A 14,889-nucleotide genomic window follows, 5' to 3' on the forward strand; every position below is an offset into this window, starting at 1 on the left:
CGTTCCGACGTCGACCGCGCGCCGCGCACCGGGATGCCGGGCCCGTACCCGCGCCTGAGCCCGCCTCCGCGTCCCCGACAATGGCCGGGTGAACGACCTCGACCCGCTCGCCGCCTTCGAAGCCCTGCTCACCGACGAGGGCCAGGCCCTGCTCGACGCGCTGCGCGACCACGACCCCGCGCAGGAGCTCGCCCTCGCCACCCGGCTGCGCCGCGACCACCCCGCCGGCCTGGTGTCGGCGGCGCTCGGGCAGGCGCGCCTGCGGCAGCGTGCGGTCGCCAAGTTCGGGGCCGAGGACGCGGCGCGGATGTACTTCACGCCGGACGGGGTGGAGCAGGCGACCCGCACCGGCGTCGCCGCGTACCGCGCGGAGCGGTTCCGGGCGCTCGGCGTGCGCAGCCTGGCCGACCTGTGCTGCGGGATCGGCGGCGACGCGATCGCGCTCGCGCGCGCGGGCGTCTCCGTCCTGGCCGTCGACCGCTCCGAGCTGACCTGCGCGGTGGCTCGGGCGAACGCGGCGGCGCTCGGCCTGGGCGAGCTGATCGAGGTGCGCTGCGCGGACGTCGCCGAGGTGGACACATCGGCGTACGACGCGGTGTTCGTGGACCCGGCGCGGCGCGGCGGCCGCGGCCGCGTCTTCGACCCCGAGGCCTATTCGCCGCCGCTGTCCTGGGCGATCGAGGCCGCCCGCGGCGCGCCGCACGCCGCGTTGAAGATCGCGCCGGGGGTGCCGCACGAGGCGGTGCCCGAGGACGCCGAGGCGGAGTGGATCTCGGAGCGTGGCGACGTGAAGGAGGCCGTGCTGTGGTTCGGCGGCGGGGTGGCGCCGGGCGCGATGGCCGCGACGCTGCTGCCCGCCGGGGACACGCTGCGGGCCGAGCCGGCGGCGATGCTGCCGGACCCGGAGCCGCGCCCGGTGGGCCGGTACCTGTACGAGCCGGACGGCGCCGTCATCCGCGCGCATCTCGTCGCCGAGGTGGCCCGGGAGGTGGACGGCGGCCTGATCGACCCGATGATCGCGTACGTGACGAGCGACGCCGCGCACCACAGCCGGTTCGCGACCGCGTACGAGATCACCGACCAACTCCCGTTCAACGTCAAGAAGTTGCGGGCGCTGCTGCGGGAGCGGCAGGTCGGCGTGCTGACCGTGAAGAAGCGCGGCTCGGCCGTCGAGCCGGAGGAGCTGCGCCGCAAGATGAAGCTGTCCGGGCCGAACGCGGCGACGGTCTTCCTGACCCGGGTCGCGGACGCCCCGACGATGCTGGTCGGACACCCCGTGGGCAAGGCCTGACGTCCGCTCCCCCGCAACTCCCCGGCCGCGCGGCCGACTTCGCGAGGACGGCCTACGCGCTACCCCGCCGCGCCGAGTGACTCGAAGCGCCACCGGTGGACCGGGCGCTGCACCAACTCGGCGTCCGGTTCCGGGAGTTCGGGCAGTTCGGCGTCGAGGTCCGCGTCCCACCAGGTGATGACGAGGACCCGGTCGCCGCTGGCCTTGAAGGTCTCGCGGCGCAGCGGGTCGGCGGCGAGCCACTGGGCGCGGGCCCACTCCAGGAGCTCCGCGCCCCGGCCCTCGGCGGCGCGGGCCTCCCACATCAGCGCGACGGTCATGAGTAGAGGTTGTCCTTGCTGACCTCGTGCACGTGGTCGTGGTCGTGCGTGTGGCCATGGCCGTTGTTCCGGCCCGGCACGTGCGGGTCGGTCACCGGGAGCGAGGAGTCCGCCGACAGGTCCCAGTCCGACGCGGCCCGGTTGCGCGCCACCATCTCGGCGCCGAGGGCCGCGACCATCGCGCCGTTGTCCGTGCACAGCTTGGGCCGGGGCACCCGCAGCCGGATCCCGGCCGCCTCGCACCGCTCCTGGGCGAGGGCCCGCAGGCGCGAGTTGGCGGCCACGCCGCCGCCGATCATCAGGTGGTCGACGCCCTCGTCCTTGCAGGCGCGGACGGCCTTGCGGGTCAGCACGTCGACGACGGCCTCCTGGAAGGACGCCGACACGTCCCGTACCGGAACGTCCTCGCCCGCGTTCCGCTTCGCCTCGATCCAGCGGGCCACGGCCGTCTTCAGGCCGGAGAAGGAGAAGTCGTACGCGGGGTCGCGGGGGCCGGTGAGGCCGCGCGGGAAGGAGATGGAGTTCGGGTCGCCCTCGCGCGCGTACCGGTCGATGACCGGGCCGCCGGGGAAGCCGAGGTTGAGGACGCGGGCGATCTTGTCGAAGGCCTCGCCGGCCGCGTCGTCGATGGTCGCGCCCATCGGCCGTACGTCGCTCGTGATGTCGCTGGAGAGCAGCAGCGAGGAGTGGCCGCCGGAGACGAGCAGCGCCATCGTCGGCTCGGGCAGCTTGCCGTGCTCCAGCTGGTCGACGCAGATGTGCGAGGCGAGGTGGTTCACGCCGTACAGCGGCTTGCCGAGCGCGTACGCGTACGCCTTCGCCGCCGAGACGCCGACGAGCAGGGCGCCCGCGAGGCCCGGACCTGCGGTGACGGAGATGCCGTCGAGGTCGCGGGCGGTGACGCCGGCCTCCTTCAGGGCGCGCTCGATGGTCGGAACCATCGCTTCGAGGTGGGCGCGGGAGGCGACCTCGGGGACGACGCCGCCGAAGCGGGCGTGCTCGTCGACGCTGGAGGCGACCGCGTCGGCGAGCAGCGTCGTGCCGCGCACGATGCCCACGCCGGTCTCGTCGCAGGAGGTCTCGATGCCGAGAACGAGTGGTTCGTCAGCCATGGCTGGTGTCGCTTCCTTGCACTGGTACGGAGGAGGCCGGGTCGGCGTGGCGCATCACGAGGGCGTCCACGTTCCCGGGTTGGTAGTAGCCGCGCCGGAAGCCGATCGGCTCGAAGCCGAAGCGCTCGTACAGCTTCTGGGCGCGGGTGTTGTCGACGCGCACTTCGAGGAGTACCTCGGTGCACTCGAAGGCGGTGGCGGCGCGAAGGAGGTCGGTGAGGAGCGCGGCACCGAGGCCGCTGCCCCAGTGGTCGCGGGCCACGGCGATGGTCTGCACGTCGCCCAGGCCGCCGGCCGCGGCGAGGCCCGCGTACCCGACGATCCGCTCGCCGTCCCCCGCGCCCTCGCCGTCGCCGTCGACCGCGACGACGAACCTGCGGGTCGCCAACGGGCCGCGGGAGTGCGCGAGTTCGGACCAGAACATGCCGCGGGACCAGGCGTCCTCGGGGAACAGCTCCCGTTCGAGCGCGAGCACCGGCTCGATGTCCCACCAGCGCATCTCGCGCAGGACGGGGGCGGAGGCGGCGCCGGGCCCGGTGGTTGCGGAAGTCGTCACTTCGGGGTGACCACCTTGTAGTTCTTGGGCACCTGGGCGTCGGGCCTGCGCAGGTACAGCGGCCGCGGCGGCTCCAGGTCCTGCCCGGCCGCGAGGCGCTCGGCGGCGAGCGCGGCGAGCGCGGCGGCCGAGACGTGCTCGGGGCCGCGGGCGTCGGCGAACGCCTCCGGGTAGAGCAGCGCGCCCGCGCCGACCGCGGGCAGCCCGGCGAGCTGTTCGGCGATCTCGGCGGGCCGGTCGACGGCCGGGTCGGTGAGGCGGGTGCGCGGGCCTGCGTACCGCGCCCAGTAGACCTCCTTGCGGCGGGCGTCCGTGGCGACGACGAAGTCGCCCTCGATCCCGGCCGCGTACGCCAGGCCGTCGAGGGTGCACACGCCGTGCACCGGGACGCCGAGCGCCGAGCCGAAGGTCTCCGCGGTCATCAGGCCGACGCGCAGTCCGGTGTAGGGGCCGGGGCCGACGCCGGTCACGATCGCGGTGACGGCGTCGAGCTTCACACCGGCCTCGGCGAGGACCCGGTCGACGGCGGGCAGCAGCAACTCGCCGTGTCTGCGCGCGTCCACCTGACTGGACTCGGCGATGACGGTCTCACCGTCGTGCAGCGCGACGGTGACGGCAGGGGTGGCGGTATCCAGAGCGAGCAAGAGCACGCAAACAGCCTACGGCCCCCGCGCCCCGGGCACGGTGCCAAGGCGAGCGCTTCACCGGCTGCTACCGTCAGCGCACAAGTCCGTATATACGAAGGGTGGAGCACGGTGGCACGCAGCAGCTCGGGAATCGTGGCCGGGCTCACCGCAGCAGCCCTCGCCGCTGTCGGCTTCCTCGCCTATCAGGCCTCGGCGAGCGCCCCCGAGTCGCTCGGCAAGCCGAAGCAGGACGCTCCCACGGCGGCCCCCCGCCACCCGAAGGCGAAGACCGACCCGAAGGCGGTCCCGGCGGCCTCGGGCAAGGGCCTGCGGGTCGTGTACGCGCTGGAGTCGGACCGCGTCTGGCTGGTCGGCGCGGGCAACAAGGCCAAGCGCAGCTTCGAGGTCACGCCCTCCACGGTCGACCCGCGCCCCGGCGAGTACTCGGTGACCACCCGCTCCGGCCAGGTCGTCGGCTCGGACGGGGTGCCGATCGAGCACGTCGTACGGTTCGCGAACGTGGACGGGGTGGCGATCGGCTTCAGCGCGGCGGTCGACGGCTCCACGCCAAAGCTCGACCCCACGCAGAAGACCGGCGGCATCCGGGAGTCCCGCGCGGACGGCCAGGCGATGTGGGAGTTCGCGACGGTCGGCACGACGGTCGTCGTAGTTCCTTAGCCCTGCCAGAGCCCTGCGAGTCCGTTCTCAGGCGGCGTCGCGGTGGCCGTGGGTCCGGTCGTCGTCGCGGGTGGGCTCCGGGAGCCGCGCCGCGCTGCGGTCCGGGGCGGGCGGCGGCGTCGACACGGTTCTCGCGGCGGCGCACGCGGCGAGCAGGGCGCTCATCGACAGCTGCTGCGGCTCGTTCTCGCGGGGGTCCGACGCCGACATGGTGCCTCCCGGTCTCAGAGGGCAACGAAGTTAGGCAACCCTAACCACGTCGTGGTATCCATGTGACCACGACGGACGCCTCCCGCGCAACATGTTCCCGACAGTCTGTCGGAACCGGTGGGCCGTGACCTCTGCCGCGCCGCTCAGGCCGCGAGGGCCGCGAGGTCGGCCGTGCGCCAGCGCTCGCCGATGCCGGTCAGCCGGACCTGCCGCACGTCGTCGTCGGTGTCGCCCGTGGCCCGGTGGATGACCACGTGAAGGCGGTCGTCGGAGAGCTCCTCGACCTTGCCCTCGCCCCACTCGACGACGATCACCGAGTCCGGCAGCGAGACGTCCAGGTCCAGGTCCTCCATCTCGTCGAGCCCGCCGCCCAGGCGGTACGCGTCCACGTGCACCAGCGGCGGGCCGTCGCCGAGGGCCGGGTGGACGCGGGCGATCACGAAGGTCGGCGAGGTGACGGCGCCGCGCACGTCGAGCCCCTCGCCGAGGCCCCGGGTCAGCGTCGTCTTGCCTGCGCCCAGCTCGCCGTTGAGCATCACCAGGTCGCCGGGGCGCAGCAGCTTGGCCAGGCTGCGGCCCAACTCCCGCATCTGCTCGGGGGAGTTGACGGTGAGGCGGACGGTCTCGCCGGGGACGGCCGGGGACGGAGCGTCCGAGAGCTGAGGGTGCGGTGCTTCCATAGCAATCCACGGTAGCCCCTGCGGACCGGTGGCCCGTCCGGTCGCGTCCGCAGGGGCCCGCCGCCTCAGACCGCTGTGCTGCGGGCCTGCTCCCGGGCGCGTACGACCAGGTCCGCGAGGCGGTCGAGGACCGTCTCGGGGTGTTCGAGCATCACCAGGTGACCGGCGTCCGGGACGATCACGAGCTCCGCGTCGGGCAGCAGGTCCGCCATGGCCTCGCTGTGCTCGCTCGGCGTGACCAGGTCCTTGTCCCCGGCGAGTACGAGCACGGGCAGGGCCGCGAAATGCCGCAGCGCCGCCGCCTTGTCGTGCTCGGCGAAGGCCGGGTAGAACTCCGCGACCACGTCGATCGGGGTGCCCTCGATCATCCGCTCGGCGAACCGCGCCACCGCCGGGTCCACGTCCCGCGAGGCGAAGGAGTACCGCTTGATGACCCCCGCGAACAGGTCGGCGGTCGCCCTGCGCCCCTTCTCCACCAGCTCGGCCCGCTGGCCCAGGGCCTTGAGCACGCCGGGGAGCACGCGGCGCACCGCGTTGACGCCCACCACCGGAAGGCCGTAGCTGACCTCGCCGAGCCGCCCCGAGGACGTGCCGACGAGGGCCACGCCGACGACCCGCTCCTTGACCAGCTCCGGGTACTGGTCGGCCAGGGCCATCACCGTCATGCCGCCCATCGAGTGCCCGACGAGGACCAGCGGGCCCTCGGGCGCGGCCGCGTCGATCACCGCCTTCAGGTCGCGGCCCAACTGGTCGATGTCGACCGGCACTTCGTCCTCGGCCTGCGCCCGGCCGCGGCCCGAGCGGCCGTGGCTGCGCTGGTCCCAGTAGACGGCCCGGACGGCGCCGCGCAGGGCGGACCGCTGGAAGTGCCAGGAGTCCTGGTTCAGGCAGTAGCCGTGGCTGAACACCACGGTGACCGGGGCGGGGTCGCGGCGGCCGAAGAGCCGGCGGCGCCGGGGCGCGACGTCCTTCGCGGCCGGCTCCGCCTCGTCCACCTCGTAGTACAGCTCGGTGCCGTCGTCGGCGCGGGTCTGGCCGGGCTCGCCGCGCAGCGTGCCGTACGGGCCCGCGGAGTCCAGGGCGATCCGGGCCTTCCTGCGCATGCCGCGGCCGACGGTGAGCCGCTCAAGGGCGACACCCGCCGCCGCACCCGCGGCGACCACGCCTATCGCGGTGCCCGCGATGCCCGCCCGACGCCAGCTCGTGCTCGCCGAGCCGGCGGCCTGCGCCGCGTCCACCGCCGCCTCCACGGCCGCACCCACAGCGGCCCCCGCACTGGTCTCGCTCACCTGCCGCTCCTGTCTGTCGGTGCCAGGTCCTACCCGTTCACATAGACGCGCGGCACACGGGATCCGATCCTCGTGACGATCTCGTACGCGATGGTGTCGGCCGCTCGTGCCCAGTCCTCGGCGGTCGGCTCGCCGCGGTCGCCGGGGCCGAAGAGCACCGCCTCGTCGCCGGCCACGGGCTCGTCCCCGTCCAGGTCGACGACGAACTGGTCCATCGCGATCCGCCCGGCCGCCGTCCGTACCTTCCCGCCGACCAGGACCGGGGCACGGCCCGAGGCGTGCCGGGGCAGCCCGTCGCCGTACCCGGCCGGGATCAGGCCGAGGGTGGTGGCGGCGGGCGTCGCGTAGTGGTGGCCGTAGCTCACGCCGTGGCCCTCGGGCACGTGCTTGACCAGGGCGAGGGACGCGGCGAGCGTCATCACCGGGCGGAGCCCGAAGTCCGCGGGCGCGCCGATCTCGGGGCTCGGTGAGATGCCGTACATGGCGATGCCGGGGCGCACCAGGTCGTAGTGCGCCTCGGGCAGCGTCAAGGTGGCCGGGGAGTTCGCGATGTGCCGTACGTCGGGGCGCAGGCCCGCGTCCTCGGCGTACGCGACGGCCTCGGCGAAGGCGGCGGACTGCGCGGCGATCGACGGGTGTCCGGGCTCGTCCGCGCAGGCGTAGTGCGACCAGATGCCGGTGACCCGGATCGCGCCCTCGGCCTCGGCCTTCAGGGACTCCTCGACCAGCTCCGGCCAGTCGGCGGGCTGGCAGCCGCCACGGCCGAGGCCGGTGTCGGCCTTGAGCTGGACGCGGGCGGTACGGCCGGCCTCGCGGGCGGCGGCGACGGCCTCGCGCAGCGCCCACATGCCGCTCACCGACACCTCGACGTCGGCCTCGATCGCCTCGCGCCAGGGCCCTCCCGGGGTCCACAGCCAGCACAGGACGCGGGCCTCGTCGGGGCCGATCCCGGCGGCGCGCACGGCGAGGGCCTCCTGCGGGGTGGCGGTGCCGATCCAGGTCGCGCCCGCTTCGAGGGCGGCGCGGGCGCAGGGCAGCATGCCGTGTCCGTACGCGTCCGCCTTCACCACGGCCATGAACTCGGCCCGCGGTGCGCGGGCGCGCAGGGCCCGCACGTTGGCCCGCAGGGCGGCCAGATCGATCTCGGCGCGGACGCGCAGGGGTGTCTCGTTCATCGTGCGCCCAGTCTCTCGCACGGCTCCCGTGTACGTCGTACGGGGCTCGCCCCCGGGGCTCCGCCCCAGGCCCCCGTTTTCCTGTCCTGCGGTCGGCCTCGGGGCTCCGCGGCCGGGCCCCGACGACCGTCAGGCCTGGCCCCACGCCCCCATCGGGGCCCCGCCCCAGGCCCCAGGCCTGGCCCCACGCCCCTTCGGGGCCCCGCCCCAGACCCCGCAGGGCCGTCGCCCGCCTGCCCCACCGTCGCGGCCGATCGCGCCGTTCCCCGCGCCCCTTCCTGAAAGGCCTGCGGCCAGCTTCGGGACTCCTAACGGCCGTCCCTCGACCACCGCGCCATCGTGGCTGGTCGCGCAGTTCCCCGCGCCCCTATCGGGGCACCTGCAGCCGACCTCGACGGCCCCGGCCCGGACACGTACGGCCATCGCCCGGCTGCCCCGCCGTCGTGGCCGGTCGCGCAGTTCCCCGCGCCCCTATCGGGGCTCGGGATCAGGCCGTCCGGCGTTTGAGGACGAGCCCGGAGGGCGGTCGGGGGCAGGGGCGGAGCCTCGGGGCGGGGGTTCGGGGGCGGAGCCCCTGGGGGCCGGCTGCCAAGGCTTTCGGGAAAGGGCGGGGTGGGGAAAGGTCAGGCCCTGGTCGCCTCGCGCCACGCCCCCCGTACCCCCTCCGCCACATCCTGCGCCCCGATCGGCCCGCCCCACGCCGCCAACCGCCCCGCGAGGCCGTGCAGGAAGGCGGCCGTGGACGCCGCGTCCACGGTGTCGAGGCCCGCGGCCAGGAGGGAGCCGGCGAGCCCGGAGAGGACATCGCCGCTCCCGGCCGTGGCCAGCCACGACGTCCCGGTCGGGTTGACCCGCACGACCCGCCCCGGCGCCGCGATCAAGGTCGTCGAGCCCTTGAGCAGCACCGTCGCCCCGTACGACTCCGCGAGCCGCCGCACCGCCGGGAGCCGGGACGCCTCGACCTCCGCCCGGTCGGCCCCGAGCAGCGCCGCCGCCTCGCCCGCGTGCGGCGTGAGCAGGGTCGGGGCCGTGCGGGCCCGGACCGTCGCGCGGGCGGCGAGGCGCAGGCCGTCGGCGTCGATCAGGACGGGGACGTCGGCCGCGAGCACGTCCCGTACCCGGTCCGCGTCGTCCCCGAGGCCGGGCCCGACCACCCACGCCTGGACCCGGCCGGCCTTGGACGGGGGCCCGGCGTGCACCAGCGTCTCCGGGAACCGGTCGATGACGGCGTCCGCCGCAGGGCCCACGTACCGCACCGCCCCCGCGCCCCCGCGCAGCGCGCCCGCCACCGCGAGGACCGCCGCGCCCGGGTAGCGCGCCGAGCCGGCCGCGATGCCGACGACCCCGCGCCGGTACTTGTCACTCTCCGCGCCCGGCACGGGAAGGAGCTCCGCCACGTCCGCGTACTGCAGCGCCTCCAGGTCGGCCGCGGCGGGCAGTTCGAGGCCGATGTCGACGAGGCGGACCGCGCCCGCCAGTTCACGCGCGGGGTCCACCAGCAGGCAGGGCTTGTACGTGCCGAACGTGACCGTCGCGTCCGCCCGCACCGCGGGCCCTCGCACCTCCCCCGTGTCCGCCTCCACGCCGCTCGGCAGGTCGACGGCGACGACGAAGGCCCGGGAGTCCGAGGCGAGTGCGGCCAGTCGGGCCGCGTCCGGGCGGAGGCCGCCCTTTCCCCCGATGCCGACGATCCCGTCGAGGATCAGGCGGGCGTCCGCGATGTCCCGCTCGGGGGCGGTGGACACTCTGCCGCCCGCCGCGAGCAGCGCCCTGAGCCCGCCCGCGTGCGCCCGCTCCGGCGCGAGGAGCACCGCCGCGACCCCGGCCCCGCGCCGCGCGAGCCGGGCGCCCGCGTACAGCGCGTCGCCCCCGTTGTCCCCGCTGCCGACGAGCAGCACGACCCGCGAGCCGTACACCTTGCCTCGGGACTGTCCGAGGAACTCCGCGCAGGCGGCCGCGAGTCCGGCCGCCGCCCGTTGCATCAGCGCGCCCTCGGGCAGCCGTGCCATCAGCTCCCGCTCGGCCGCCCGTACCGTCTCGACGACGAACGCTGTGCGCATACGAGGACGCTCACCCTTCCGCGATCACCACGGCGGAGGCGACCCCCGCGTCATGGCTCAACGACACGTGCCAGCCGCGCACGCCGAGCTCCGCGGCCCGCTGCGCGACCGTTCCCTTGACGCGGAGCCGGGGCTGCCCGCTGTCCTCCACGTACACCTCGGCGTCCGTCCAGTGCAGCCCCGCCGGTGCGCCGAGCGCCTTGGCCAGGGCCTCCTTGGCGGCGAACCGGGCGGCGAGCGAGGCGATGCCGCGCCGCTCGCCGCTGGGCAGCAGCAACTCCCGCTCGACGAAGAGCCGTTCGGCCATCCCCGGCGTCCGGTCCAGGGACGCCTTGAAGCGGTCGATCTCGGCCACGTCGATGCCGACTCCGATGATCATTCGACGGTGACCGACTTCGCGAGGTTGCGCGGCTGGTCCACCTCGTTGCCGCGCGCCGTGGCCAGCTCGCAGGCGAAGACCTGCAACGGCACCGTCGCCACCAGCGGCTGGAGCAGCGTCGGCGTGGCCGGGACGCGGATCAGGTGGTCCGCGTACGGCACGACCGCCTCGTCGCCCACCTCCGCGATCACGATCGTGCGGGCCCCACGGGCGCGGATCTCCTGGATGTTGGAGACGATCTTGTCGTGCAGGACCGAGCGCCCGCGCGGCGACGGCACGACCACCACCACCGGCACGCCCTTCTCGATCAGCGCGATCGGCCCGTGCTTGAGCTCCCCCGCGGCGAAGCCCTCGGCGTGCATGTACGCCAACTCCTTGAGCTTCAACGCTCCTTCGAGCGCGACCGGGTACCCGACGTGCCGCCCGAGGAACAGCACCGTGTTCCGGTCGGCGAGCGAGCGCGCCAACTCCCGTACGGGCTCCATGGTCTCCAGGACCTGCTCGACCTGGCCGGCGATCTGCGCCAGCTCCCGGATCACCGCGTGGATCTCGTCGCCCCACTTCGTGCCGCGCACCTGCCCCAGGTACAGGGCCACCAGATAGCAGGCGACGAGCTGCGTGAGGAACGCCTTGGTGGAGGCGACGGCGATCTCGGGTCCTGCGTGCGTGTAGAGCACCGCGTCGGACTCGCGCGGGATCGTCGAGCCGTTGGTGTTGCAGATCGCGAGCACCTTGGAGCCCTGCTCGCGCGCGTGCCGCAGCGCCATCAGCGTGTCCATCGTCTCGCCGGACTGCGAGATCGCGACGACCAGGGTGCGGGCGGCGAGGATCGGGTCCCGGTACCGGAACTCGCTGGCCAGCTCCACCTCGCAGGGGATCCGCGTCCAGTGCTCGATGGCGTACTTGGCGATCAGGCCCGCGTGGAACGCCGTACCGCACGCGACGATCACGACCTTGTCGACCTCGCGCAACTCCGCGTCGGAGATCCGGAGTTCGTCGAGGGTGAGCGAGCCCGCCGCGTCGATCCGGCCGAGCAGCGTGTCCGCGACCGCCTTCGGCTGCTCGGCGATCTCCTTCAGCATGAAGTAGTCGTAGCCGCCCTTCTCGGCGGCCGAGGCGTCCCAGTCGATGTGGAACGTGCGTACGTCCGCGGGGTTCCCGGCGAAGTCCGTGACCGTCACCCCGTCCCGGCGCAGCTCGACCACCTGGTCCTGGCCCAGCTCGATCGCGGAGCGGGTGTGCGCGATGAACGCCGAGACGTCCGAGGCGAGGAACGACTCGCCCTCGCCGACGCCCACCACGAGCGGGGAGTTGCGGCGCGCCCCGACGACCACGTCCGGCTCGTCCGCGTGCACCGCGACCAGGGTGAACGCCCCGTCGAGCCGCCGGCACACCAGCCGCATCGACTCGGCGAGGTCAGCGCAGGCCGAGTACTCCTCGGCGAGCAGGTGCGCGACGACCTCGGTGTCCGTCTCGGAGTCCAGGCGGTGCCCGCGCTCGGCGAGTTCGTCCCGCAGGGCGGCGAAGTTCTCGATGATGCCGTTGTGCACGACGGCGACCCGGCCCGCGTTGTCGAGATGCGGGTGGGCGTTGGCGTCGGTGGGGCCGCCGTGCGTGGCCCACCGGGTGTGCCCGATGCCGCTGGAGCCGGTCGGCAGCGGCCGGTCGACCAGCGCCTTCTCCAGGTTGACCAGTTTCCCGGCCTTCTTCGCGGCCGCCAGACCGCCGTCGGCGGCCACCGCGACGCCCGCCGAGTCATAGCCCCGGTACTCCAGCCGCTTCAGCCCGGCGAGCACCACGTCAAGCGCCGACTGCGAGCCGACGTAACCCACGATTCCGCACATGGGGCGCAGCCTACGACTCCCGGCCCGCCGATCCCCCGTCAGCTGTGGCGCGAAATCCGATCTCGGGCATCAGCGGGGCGCGCGCTATCCGATCTCGGGCAACGCGTCCCGGGCGTCGCGCAGCAGCTGCAGATACTCCAGCTCCTCGCAGCGCGGCTTGCTGCCCGGCTCGTAGAAGTCGAGGCAGTCCTGCGGGTCCTCGGCGAGGTCCTCGTCGGGCAGGTCGAGCACGAGCTCGTCCCAGACCTCCGCGATGTCCGCGGCATTCGCGACTTCCGCGGCGACGTCGGCACGCGACGCCCCCGCGAGTGATCTGCGACGGACGAAGACACGGCTGCGTACGGACATGACGCCCCCTCGGACCGTGGGCGTGCGGTCACGCGCCCCGGAGCCCGGACCGTACTCCCGATCCCCCAGCCGGTCTAGACCTTCGCGCCGGCGGGCGAGCGGGCACGTGACGCACCCCACCCGCCATCCCGTTCATCCAGCCGCAACAATGTTGTCGTGATCTCTTCGCCGCCCCGAAGCGCCCACCGCAGTGCGCACCGCCGCGCAGAGCCGACGCCGTACGTCGACCTGACGCGCGCCGAGTGGAGCGCGCTGCGCGAGAAGACGCCGCTGCCGCTCACCGCCGATGAGGTCGAGCGGCTGCGCGGCCTCGGCGACGTCATCGACCTCGACGAGGTGCGCGACGTCTACCTGCCGCTGTCCCGGCTCCTCAACCTGTACGTCGGCGCGACGGACAACCTGCGCGGCGCCCTCAACACCTTCCTCGGCGACACGGGCGGCGGCAACGGCACGCAGTACGGCACCCCGTTCGTCATAGGCGTCGCCGGTTCCGTCGCCGTCGGCAAGTCCACGGTGGCCCGGCTCCTGCAGGCCCTGCTCGCCCGCTGGCCCGAGCACCCGCGCGTCGAACTCGTCACCACGGACGGCTTCCTGTGGCCGATGAAGGAGCTCAAGGAGCGCGGCCTCACCGCCCGCAAGGGCTTCCCCGAGTCGTACGACCGCCGCGCCCTGACCCGCTTCGTCGCCGACATCAAGGCCGGCAAGGAAGAGGTCACCGCCCCCGTCTACTCGCACCTGATCTACGACATCGTGCCCGGCCGGCGCCTCACCGTGCGCCGCCCCGACATCCTGATCGTGGAGGGCCTGAACGTCCTGCAGCCCGCCCTGCCCGGCAAGGACGGCCGCACCCGCGTGGGCCTCGCCGACTACTTCGACTTCAGCGTGTACGTGGACGCGAAGGCCGAGGACATCGAGCAGTGGTACCTGAACCGCTTCAAGAAGCTCCGCCAGACCGCGTTCCAGAACCCCGACTCGTACTTCCACCGCCACACCACGGTCACCGAGGAGGAGGCCCTCGACTACGCCCGCACCATGTGGCACACCATCAACAAGCCCAACCTCCTGCAGAACGTGGCCCCCACCCGCGGCCGCGCCGACCTGGTCCTCCGCAAGGGCCCGGACCACAAGGTCCAACGCCTGCGCCTCCGCAAGCTCTGATCGCGTACGAGGCCGATCCCATACGAGGCCGATCCCTTACGGAGCCGATCCCGTACGGAGCTACGCTGCGGGCATGCTGCACCTACGCCTGATCACGCCGCCCGACCGCACCGATGAGGTGGTCGGCCTGGTCGAGAAGACGGTCGGCACGACCCACCTGGTGGTCGTCCCCGGCGCCGCCCGCAATCCGCAGGGCGACGTCGTGATGTGCGACGTGGCGCGCGAGGCGGGCGACGAACTCGTCGGCAGCCTGCGGGCGTTGGGCATCGACAAATGCGGCTCGATCGCCGTCGAGAACATCGACCTCTCGCTGTCCACGCGCGCCCAGCAGGCCGCCGACGACGCACCGGGCGAGGGCGCGGACGCGGTCCTCTGGGAGCACCTCACCGACGCCACGCACGAGGAGTCGACGCTCTCCCTCACGTACATCGCCTTCCTCACGCTCGCCACGATGATCGCGGCCTGCGGCGTGGTCCTCGACAACGCGATCCTGATCGTCGGCGCGATGGCGGTCGGCCCGGAGTTCGGCCCGCTGGCCGGCCTCTGCACGGCGATGGTCCGCCGCGCCCCGCGCCTGGCGCTCCGCTCCCTGATCGCCCTGCTCGTCGGCTTCGCCATCGCGATGGCCGTGACGGTGGGGTTCAGCTACTTCATGGACTGGCAGGGCCTGTTCAGCGACGCCCAGTTGGCGGCCGAACGCCCCAACACCAACTTCATCTACCGCCCCGACGCGTTCTCGTTCATCGTCGCCGTCCTCGCGGGCATCGCCGGCACACTCTCCCTGACCTCCGCCAAGTCGGGCGCCCTGGTGGGCGTGGCGATCTCGGTGACGACGGTCCCGGCAGCGGCGAACGCGGCGGTCGCCTTCAGCTACCACGAGTACAAGCAGGCCTGGGGCTCCTCCGAGCAACTCCTCCTGAACCTGCTCGGCATCATACTCGCGGGCACGCTGACCCTGCTGGCCCAGAAATGGTTCTGGTCGACCCAACGCAAACGCGGCACGAAATCCAGCCCGTCCGGCACGTAATTCAGCCCGTCCGGCACGTAATTCAGCCCGTCCGGCGCTTGAGGACCGGGGGTCCGGGGGCAGAGCCCCCGAAGCGCCGCAGGCTTTCGGGAAGGGGCGGGGCGGGGAGAAAAAAAGGGGCCCGGGGCCCCACCCC

16 protein-coding genes are annotated in these 14,889 nt (G+C 73.8%); 4 read left to right on the plus strand and 12 right to left on the minus strand.

Annotated features, from left to right (window positions below; genetic code table 11):
* Positions 1-88 precede the first annotated feature (88 nt).
* On the plus strand, positions 89-1,291 hold the full coding sequence (locus QIS96_RS17125; RefSeq protein ID WP_282543467.1) for a class I SAM-dependent methyltransferase: 1,203 nt from the start codon (positions 89-91) through the stop codon (positions 1,289-1,291).
* 59 nt (positions 1,292-1,350) lie between these two features.
* Here QIS96_RS17125 and QIS96_RS17130 read toward each other — a convergent pair whose 3' ends face one another.
* The 4 genes from QIS96_RS17130 to tsaB are packed head-to-tail and all read right to left on the minus strand — an operon-like array spanning position 1,351 to position 3,929.
* Positions 1,351-1,611 carry a hypothetical protein gene (locus QIS96_RS17130; protein WP_282543468.1) on the minus strand — a complete coding sequence of 87 codons (261 nt, stop codon included), beginning with the start codon at positions 1,609-1,611 and terminating at the stop codon, positions 1,351-1,353.
* The gene (gene tsaD / locus QIS96_RS17135; protein ID WP_282543469.1) at positions 1,608-2,723 is read right to left on the minus strand and encodes a tRNA (adenosine(37)-N6)-threonylcarbamoyltransferase complex transferase subunit TsaD; all 1,116 of its coding nucleotides are present in this window, start codon (positions 2,721-2,723) and stop codon (positions 1,608-1,610) included. The genes QIS96_RS17130 and tsaD overlap by 4 nt, the downstream gene beginning before the upstream one ends.
* On the minus strand, positions 2,716-3,222 hold the full coding sequence (gene rimI, locus QIS96_RS17140) for a ribosomal protein S18-alanine N-acetyltransferase (protein WP_282543495.1): 507 nt from the start codon (positions 3,220-3,222) through the stop codon (positions 2,716-2,718). Before rimI ends, tsaD begins: the two co-directional genes overlap by 8 nt.
* 53 nt (positions 3,223-3,275) lie before the next feature.
* The gene (tsaB, locus tag QIS96_RS17145) at positions 3,276-3,929 is read right to left on the minus strand and encodes a tRNA (adenosine(37)-N6)-threonylcarbamoyltransferase complex dimerization subunit type 1 TsaB (protein ID WP_282543470.1); all 654 of its coding nucleotides are present in this window, start codon (positions 3,927-3,929) and stop codon (positions 3,276-3,278) included.
* Between the two features lie 105 nt (positions 3,930-4,034).
* On the opposite strand from tsaB, the gene QIS96_RS17150 reads away from it, so the two are divergent.
* Complete coding sequence (locus tag QIS96_RS17150; RefSeq protein WP_282543471.1) at positions 4,035-4,583, plus strand: hypothetical protein; 549 nt, start codon at positions 4,035-4,037, stop codon at positions 4,581-4,583.
* Between the two features lie 27 nt (positions 4,584-4,610).
* Here QIS96_RS17150 and QIS96_RS17155 read toward each other — a convergent pair whose 3' ends face one another.
* The 8 genes from QIS96_RS17155 to QIS96_RS17190 form a co-directional block, all read right to left on the minus strand.
* Entirely contained in the window at positions 4,611-4,793 is a 183-nt protein-coding gene (locus tag QIS96_RS17155; RefSeq protein WP_282543472.1) for a hypothetical protein, read from the minus strand.
* A gap of 143 nt (positions 4,794-4,936) precedes the next feature.
* Positions 4,937-5,473, minus strand: coding sequence for a tRNA (adenosine(37)-N6)-threonylcarbamoyltransferase complex ATPase subunit type 1 TsaE (tsaE, locus tag QIS96_RS17160; protein WP_282543473.1), 537 nt, complete (start codon positions 5,471-5,473; stop codon positions 4,937-4,939).
* Positions 5,474-5,538: 65 nt separating this feature from the next.
* Positions 5,539-6,762 (minus strand): alpha/beta fold hydrolase, encoded by a 1,224-nt coding sequence (locus tag QIS96_RS17165; protein WP_282543474.1) that lies wholly within the window; start codon positions 6,760-6,762, stop codon positions 5,539-5,541.
* 29 nt (positions 6,763-6,791) lie between these two features.
* The gene (gene alr, locus QIS96_RS17170) at positions 6,792-7,937 is read right to left on the minus strand and encodes an alanine racemase (RefSeq protein WP_282543475.1); all 1,146 of its coding nucleotides are present in this window, start codon (positions 7,935-7,937) and stop codon (positions 6,792-6,794) included.
* 623 nt (positions 7,938-8,560) lie between these two features.
* Positions 8,561-9,997 (minus strand): NAD(P)H-hydrate dehydratase, encoded by a 1,437-nt coding sequence (locus QIS96_RS17175; protein WP_282543476.1) that lies wholly within the window; start codon positions 9,995-9,997, stop codon positions 8,561-8,563.
* 10 nt (positions 9,998-10,007) lie between these two features.
* Positions 10,008-10,376, minus strand: a complete 369-nt coding sequence (locus QIS96_RS17180; RefSeq protein WP_282535586.1) for a holo-ACP synthase — start codon at positions 10,374-10,376, stop codon at positions 10,008-10,010.
* Positions 10,373-12,220: a glutamine--fructose-6-phosphate transaminase (isomerizing) gene (glmS, locus tag QIS96_RS17185; protein WP_282543477.1), complete on the minus strand. Its 1,848-nt coding sequence runs from the start codon at positions 12,218-12,220 to the stop codon at positions 10,373-10,375. The genes QIS96_RS17180 and glmS overlap by 4 nt, the downstream gene beginning before the upstream one ends.
* A gap of 84 nt (positions 12,221-12,304) precedes the next feature.
* Entirely contained in the window at positions 12,305-12,568 is a 264-nt protein-coding gene (locus QIS96_RS17190) for a hypothetical protein (RefSeq protein ID WP_282543478.1), read from the minus strand.
* A gap of 156 nt (positions 12,569-12,724) precedes the next feature.
* On the opposite strand from QIS96_RS17190, the gene coaA reads away from it, so the two are divergent.
* Together coaA and QIS96_RS17200 are read left to right on the plus strand one after the other, a co-directional pair.
* Positions 12,725-13,726: a type I pantothenate kinase gene (gene coaA, locus QIS96_RS17195; protein WP_282543479.1), complete on the plus strand. Its 1,002-nt coding sequence runs from the start codon at positions 12,725-12,727 to the stop codon at positions 13,724-13,726.
* Positions 13,727-13,799: 73 nt separating this feature from the next.
* Entirely contained in the window at positions 13,800-14,753 is a 954-nt protein-coding gene (locus QIS96_RS17200) for a DUF389 domain-containing protein (RefSeq protein WP_282543480.1), read from the plus strand.
* Positions 14,754-14,889: the final 136 nt, after the last annotated feature.

It is taken from the genome of Streptomyces cavernicola, assembly GCF_029968035.1.
Taxonomy (GTDB): Bacteria; Actinomycetota; Actinomycetes; order Streptomycetales; family Streptomycetaceae; genus Streptomyces; species Streptomyces cavernicola.